The following is a 6,990-nucleotide window of genomic DNA, read 5'->3' on the forward strand; positions in this document are numbered from 1 at the left end:
AGGTACGTATAGATCACCGGCACCACCACCAGCGTCAGGATCGACGAGGTGATGATGCCGCCGATCACGGTCTGTCCCATCGGCGCGCGCTGCTCGGCGCCCTCGCCCAGGCTGAAGGCCAGCGGCACCATGCCGAAGATCATCGCCAGCGTCGTCATCAGGATCGGGCGCAGCCGCACGCGCGCGGCTTCGACCAGCGCGGCCTCGCGCGACAGCGGCTCGCGGCCGTCGACCCCGTGGCGCGCCTGGTTGGCGAAGTCCACCAGCAGGATCGCATTCTTGGTCACCAGCCCCATCAGCATGATGAAACCGATGATCGAGAACATGTTCAGGGTCGAGCCGAACAGCAGCAGCGCCGCGAACACGCCGGCCAGCGTCAGCGGCAGCGAGGTCATGATGGCGATCGGCTGGAAGAAGCTGGCGAACTGCGAGGCCAGGATCATGTAGATGAAGATCACCGCCAGCGCCAGCGCCGACACGGCGTAGCCGAACGACTCGTTCATCGACTTGGTCGAGCCGCCGAAGCGGTACTTGTAGCCGGCCGGCCAGTTGACCCCATCCAGCGCGGCCTTGACGTCGCGCGCGACTTCGCCAGCCGAGCGCCCGGCCACGTTGGCGGTCAGCTCGACCTCGCGGTTCAGGTCGCGCCGGCTGATCTGGTTGGCGCCGGTGGTGGGCACCAGCTCGGCGATCTGGCGCAGCGGCACCATCTTCGGCGAGTCATCGGCATTGGCGTGGCTGCTGGCGATCATCAGCGCGCTGAGGTCGGCCATGCCGGTGCGCGCGTCCTTCGGCAGGCGCACGCGCACGTCGTAATTCTCGTCGTCGGGCGCGCGCCAGGAGCTGATGGCATCGCCGGCCAGCAGCGGGCGCAGCGCATTGCCGATCTGCGCCACGCCCACGCCCAGGTCCGAGGCCAGCTCGCGCCGGATGCGGACTTCGATGGTGGGGCGGTCGTCCTTCATGCTCGAATCCAGGTCGGTCAGGCCGGGAATCGCCGCCATGCGCGCGCTGGCTTCGCGCGACAGGCGTCGCAGTTCGTCGAGGTCGTCGCCCTGGATCGATACCTGGATCGCCTTTTGCCCGCCGGCGCCGTCGGGCATGCCGACCATGGTCAGCGTGATGCCGGCAATGCCGGCCAGGCGCTGGCGGATCAGCGGGTTGAGCTGCGCGGTGGTCAGGGTGCGCGCGCGCCGCTCGGTCAGGCGCACCGACACCAGCGCGTTGTTGCGGCCCGAGGCGTTGCCCGAGTTGATGGTGGCGTAGGTGTAGGCCACTTCGGGGAAGGCCTTCAGCGCGGCTTCGACCTGCCGCACCTTGGCTTCGGTGACGTCGAGCGGGGTGCCGACCGGCGTGGTGAAGCCGACCTGGGTCTCGCCCAGGTCGGCATTGGGCACGAACTCGGTGCCGATCAGCGGCACCAGCGCAAAGCTGCCGAAGAAGGTCGTGGCGGCGATGACGGCGGTCGCCAGGCGATGCTTCAGCGCCCAGCCCAGCATGCCGGCGTAGCCGTCGCCGAGCCGGTCCATCCTGGCCGAGAACCAGTCCAGCAGCCGTCCCACCGTGCGTCCGTACCAGCTGGCCTTGTTGCCGGTACCGTGCAGGTCGGGGTCATGCCAGACCGAGGACAGCATCGGGTCCAGCGTGAACGAGACGAACATCGAGATTAGCACCGCCGCCACCACGGTGATGCCGAACTGGTGGAAGAAGCGCCCGATGATGCCGCCCATGAAGCCCACCGGCAGGAACACCGCGACGATCGAGAAGGTGGTGGCCAGCACCGCCAGCCCGATCTCGTTGGTGCCGTCCAGCGCCGCGCTGCGGTGGTCCTTGCCCATCAGGTTGTGGCGCACGATGTTCTCGCGCACNACGATGGCATCGTCGATCAGCAGGCCCACGCACAGCGACAGCGCCATCAGCGTGATCACGTTGAGGGTGAAGCCGCACAGGTACATCACGCCGAAGGTGCCGATCAGCGCGATCGGCAGCGTCAGCCCGGTAATCACCGTGCTGCGCCACGAGCCGAGAAACAGGAACACGATCGCCACGGTCAGGAAGGCGCCTTCCAGCAAGGTCGAGCGCACTTCCTTCACGCTGCTGCGGATGCCGCGCGCGGTGTCGTTGACCACATTCAGCTGCACGCCGGCGGGCACCAGCTTGCGCACCTCGTCGGTCATGCGCACCAGGCCGTCGACGGTATCGACCGTGTTCTGGCCCTGCGCCTTCACCACCGACAGGAACAGCGCGCGCTTGCCGTCGAGCAATGCCAGGCTTTCCTGTTCTTCCTGGCCGTCGCGCACGTCGGCGATCTCGCCCAGCGTCACCGGCTGGCCGGCGCGGCGCGCGACGATGATCTGCCGGAACGCATCCGGCGTGGGCACGCGGCCCTTGATCTGCACCACGGTCTCGGTCGCCGCGGAACGCAGTTCGCCCGCGGGCAATTCCTGGTTCTCGTTGCGGATCGCGTTCATCACCTGGTCGACGCCGATGCCCAGCGCTTCCAGCTGCGCCGGACGGATGCGGATCTCGACCTCGCGCCTGGTGCCGCCGACGAGATTAATCGCGCCCACGCCGCGTACGGTTTCCAGCCGCTTGCGCACGATCTGGTCGGCGATGGTGGTCAGCTCGCGCTGGCCGCGGCCGGCGCCCGGCGCGTTGGACACCGACAGGTAGAAGATCGGCGCGTCGGACGGGTCATAGCGCAGCACGCGCGGTTCCTTGACCTCGTCGCGGAACTGCGGGCGGATCAGCGCGATCTTGTCGCGCACGTCCTGCGCGGCCTGGCCGACATCGACGCTCAGGTCGAACTTGATCACGACGACCGAAGTGCCCTGGTAGGAGTGCGAAAAGATCTCGTCGATGCCGGAGATGGTATTGACGATCTCCTCGACCTTGCGCGTGACGTCGGACTCGACCGACTCCGGCGCGGCGCCTGGGTATTCGGTCTGCACCACCACCACCGGGAAGGTGATGTCCGGGAACTGGTCAACCGGCAGCCGCTGGTACGAGAATAGCCCCACCACGATGAAGGCCATCATCATCATGGTGGCCAGCACCGGGTTGCGGATCGACAGGCGGGTGAACCACATGGGGCGCGTCCTCTATGCTGTCAGGTCTTGACGAGCCTGACCTGGCTGCCGCTGCGCAGCGTGCCCAGGTTGTTGCGCACGATCTCGGCGCCGGCGTCGAGGCCGGCGACGATTTCGACCATGCCGCCGGCTTCGTCGCGCAGGCCGAGTTGCACCGGGCGTTCCGCCAGCGTGTCGCGCTCGATGGCATAGACGAAGGCGCGCTCGCCCTCGGTGCGCACCGCCGACACCGGCACCGCCACCACCGCGGCGCGCTGGCCCAGCACCAGCGCGCCGCGCGCGAACATGCCGGCGCGCAGTTTCTGGTCGGCATTGTCGACGCGCACATAGACCATGATGCTGCGCGTGCCCTCGCTGACCGCCGGGTTGATGCGCACCAGCTTGCCGGCAAAGCCGCCGGCGCCTTCCACTTCCAGCGCCACCGGCTGGCCCACCGCGGCGCGCGCCACCTCGGCCATCGGGATCGGCGCTTCCAGCTCCAGCACGCGCAGGTCGACCACATCGACCAGGCGCGTATCCGGCGACACCTTCTCGCCAGGCTGCACCGCGCGCGCGGCCACCATACCGTCGAGCGGCGCCTTGACCACGGTGTCGGCCAGCGCCTTCTGCGCCACCGCCAGCCCGCCTTGGGCAGCGTCGAGGTTGGCGCGCGTCACCGCCAGGTCGGACTGGTACTTGTCGAAGGCGGTCTGCGAGATAAAGCCCTTGCCGACCAGTTCGCGGTTGCGTTCCCAGGTCTGGCGCGAATTCTCGAACTGGCCGCGCGCGGCCAGCATCTGCCCGCGCGCCTGCGCGGCCCGGGCCTCGTATTCGGCCGGGTCGATGCGCACGATGACCTGGCCGGCGCGCACCGGTTCGCCCTCGCGCACCAGCACCTGCTTCACCTCACCGGAGACCTTGGCCTTGACCGAGGCCTGGTTCAGCGCGCGCAGGCTGCCCGACAGTGGTAGCGACAACTGCAGGTCCTGGCGCGCCACTTGAACCAAGTCTGTCTGCAGGAATTCGACGCCGCTGGCCTCCTCAGGTTCAAATATCCGATGCGAACTTCTAGCGGTGCGCACGTAGGTCACAATGCCCAGCACTAAAAAAGTGCAGCCAATAGTGACTAGGAGGTTCTTTCGTTTCATGTCGGCCTTTTGGACGGTTACTGGCTTTGGCGGCAACCCCTTACCCATCCTTCAAGGCTTGCCCGAACATATCGTCGCGGAAATACTCTGCGACACCTCGGGACTTCTTTTGCGTCACTCACGCTCAGTCCCTTACCAAAGGGGTGATCACGATAAGCACCCGCCAGCACACCGCTCTTAGGCCTGCGACTTGGTACCCCCAACGAGAACGCACAACGGTGCAAGCCCGGTGAATTTAATGACCCGCTATACACAGAACCTCTCATTCCAAATTATCTGCCGCACCATAATAATCTGTCCGTCAGTCAGACCCGAATTGCGCGTAGGGATTCTCTGATAGATCATCAATCTGATGGCGCACGGTAAAGCGCAACCTTTTAGGGCTGTCGAGCGCCGAGTATAGAAGGTTCTCATTAACGCGCAATCCCTCGTAGGTACTTCCGTATGCTTCCTTTGTGCTGGAATTGGCTTTCAAGTGGCCGGCCTGCTCAATCACCTCCCATTCGTGACGCAGGGCAAGATCGGACCCGACCGCAAGAGGCCGGGATCACTAGAACCTATGAGGAATCGCCGGAATACATGTAGCCACAACGCACATCCTTGCGGCCGCGGCCCGCCCACAACGCGGGCGAACCGAATTCAATCTGGACACAATATGAATGCCCACGTCAGAGACGGATCCCTTCGTTGCCAACAACTCGCGGCCGGCTTCACACTACCACAGCATTGAGTTGCTTTTCAGGTTGCAGGCCGCAACGTGTGGCTTGGCCCGAGGGCGAGAGCCGCACGCTGTCGCTCTATCCGATGCTGTCAGCAAGGTCATGCATTGCGAGGAGTGCGCGGCGCGGTGTCATCAGACTCACAGACGTTAGTTCGCCGAGTCAGGGATCTGCCGCTGTTCGAGTACCGCGTTGTGCCGCACTTCCCGCGGCGTGGGGTGTGGTGCGGCCAGTGCGGCGGCCCCCGGCTTGAACGGCTGGAATAGCTCGGGCGCGATCAACGCGTCCCACAGCCCGGCTGGCACAAGCTGCGGCCATTTGCTTACGCAGCTGCACGGTGCAGGCCGTGGGCGCCTTCTACGAACTGGGCTGGCGTACCGTCAAATCCATCGACAAGGCACGCCTGCGCGAGCCTGTGGTCGACCAATCCCTTATCTGGCTACGGACGATTCACCCTGCGCAAGCGACATCGCTACACCACAGTGGTCATCGATCCGATCGGACGTGCTCCGGATCGGAAAGGGCCACTCGCGCGAGACGGCATCAACGTTCCTCGAGCAACTCCTAACCGGACGCGGCCAAGCGCGTCGCGGCAGTCGCCCATCGACATGACGACCGCGTACGAGCTGGGCTTCGGAAGCGCCTATGACCTGTTCCAACGTCGTGGCCAAGTACGGGCGCGAGGCCCTTGGCCGGGTTCGCGTCGACCAGGCCAATCGCCTGCGGCACGATCACAGTACCAGGCGGGTGCTCAAGTCCACGCGCTGGCTGCTGCTGCGCAACCCGCAGAATCAGAGTGCCCCTCAGGAGGTACATCCGCTGCCGGCAGCCGTTAAACACGGAGGGGATCAGCAACACGATTAAGGTCATCAAGCGCCATGTCTACTGCTACCCAGACCAGGAGTATTTCTTCCTCAAAATCCGCGGGGCCTTCCCCGGAATTCCTCGTTGAACCAAACAAAATGCCTAAACAGGACGGCAACCTTGGCATGTTTGTCGAAATGGTGTTGCCATGGTTTCGCGGTCACCAATGTAGCAGCAAAAGTCTGCTTTACGACAAAATCGTCGTCTTTCCAACCAATAGTCGCCGCCATTGATCATATAGCGACATACCAATAAATAAAGTAAAGAGTGCCTTTACTATATAAGCAAACGGATCATTGCTAATTGTCTCGATCAAAATGCGCACAGCCTATCGAGACCCAGCCAAAGCCCGCAGCCAGTACCGAAGGCCCGAATAGTCCACTCATGCCGGGCGCGTTGAAGGTCCACGCCACCCCTCATAGACATTCAACGGCCCACGATCGGCTTGTCATTTCCTTCGAAGTCCCCGCTCTCAATCAATCCATTGAGTTGTGAGCATTTATGTGTTTAGGTTTGGCACGCATGTTGCTCTATGTACTTGCGGCGCGTCGATGTGGAAATTTACCTAATGCCACATAATTTCGCTGCATTTGGACCACAAATCACACCAAAAATACGGAACATATTATTAGCCTGGAGATCAATAACTTGGACAAATCAAACTCCTCCATGAGGATTTTCCCAGACGCCGCCCCCTTCAAAAACACAAAAGCGAAAACATTAATCGCACTCAGAGCAGCCGCCTCTAAATTCGACGTTTATCCGCTTCATCGTGTGACGCATGCACAATGGAGCACAAGTTCCACAAAGATTGTCAAATTAATAAAAATTTCTTTCGGAATATCGGATCCTCTAGCAGTTAGATCTAGCGCAGCATCCGAGGATAGTCTGGAGCAATCCAAAGCCGGCCAGTACCTTTCTGTATTAAATGTCCGTACCGATGAGCAACTGATTCAAGCAATAGATGATGTGTTCTCTTCGTACGGCACCCTATTGCCATCCGACGAGGTGTTCGTCCAACCGATGGCCAAAGATATCGCGGTAAGTGGCGTTGTCATGACATGCGACCCTGAATCTGGCCTTCCATACTATATTGTTAGCTACGATGAGAGCGGCGATACTACAGTTGTGACTTCTGGTGGAAACGGCACCCGCACTTACATATTTGTACCGGGCCACGATGCACCGGAG

Annotated in this window: 3 protein-coding genes and 1 pseudogene; 2 read left to right on the top strand and 2 right to left on the bottom strand. The window is 62.6% G+C overall.

The features are described from left to right. Nucleotides 1–3,089, bottom strand: a 3,089-nt coding sequence (locus tag A3AG_RS0100520; RefSeq protein WP_018003695.1) for an efflux RND transporter permease subunit, incomplete at its 3' end; no start/stop codon positions are given. A gap of 20 nt (nt 3,090–3,109) precedes the next feature. Beyond that, entirely contained in the window at nt 3,110–4,216 is a 1,107-nt protein-coding gene (locus tag A3AG_RS0100525; RefSeq protein ID WP_012354701.1) for an efflux RND transporter periplasmic adaptor subunit, read from the bottom strand. A 687-nt stretch (nt 4,217–4,903) separates the two neighbouring features. Between A3AG_RS0100525 and A3AG_RS31025 the strand changes: the two are divergent. Next, a pseudogene (locus tag A3AG_RS31025) lies at nt 4,904–5,887 on the top strand (transposase). Nucleotides 5,888–6,447: 560 nt separating this feature from the next. Beyond that, nucleotides 6,448–6,990: PEP/pyruvate-binding domain-containing protein (locus A3AG_RS32570; RefSeq protein ID WP_276307874.1), on the top strand; the 543-nt coding region annotated here is incomplete at its 3' end.

Source organism: Cupriavidus neocaledonicus (assembly GCF_000372525.1).
Classification (GTDB): domain Bacteria; phylum Pseudomonadota; class Gammaproteobacteria; order Burkholderiales; family Burkholderiaceae; genus Cupriavidus; species Cupriavidus neocaledonicus.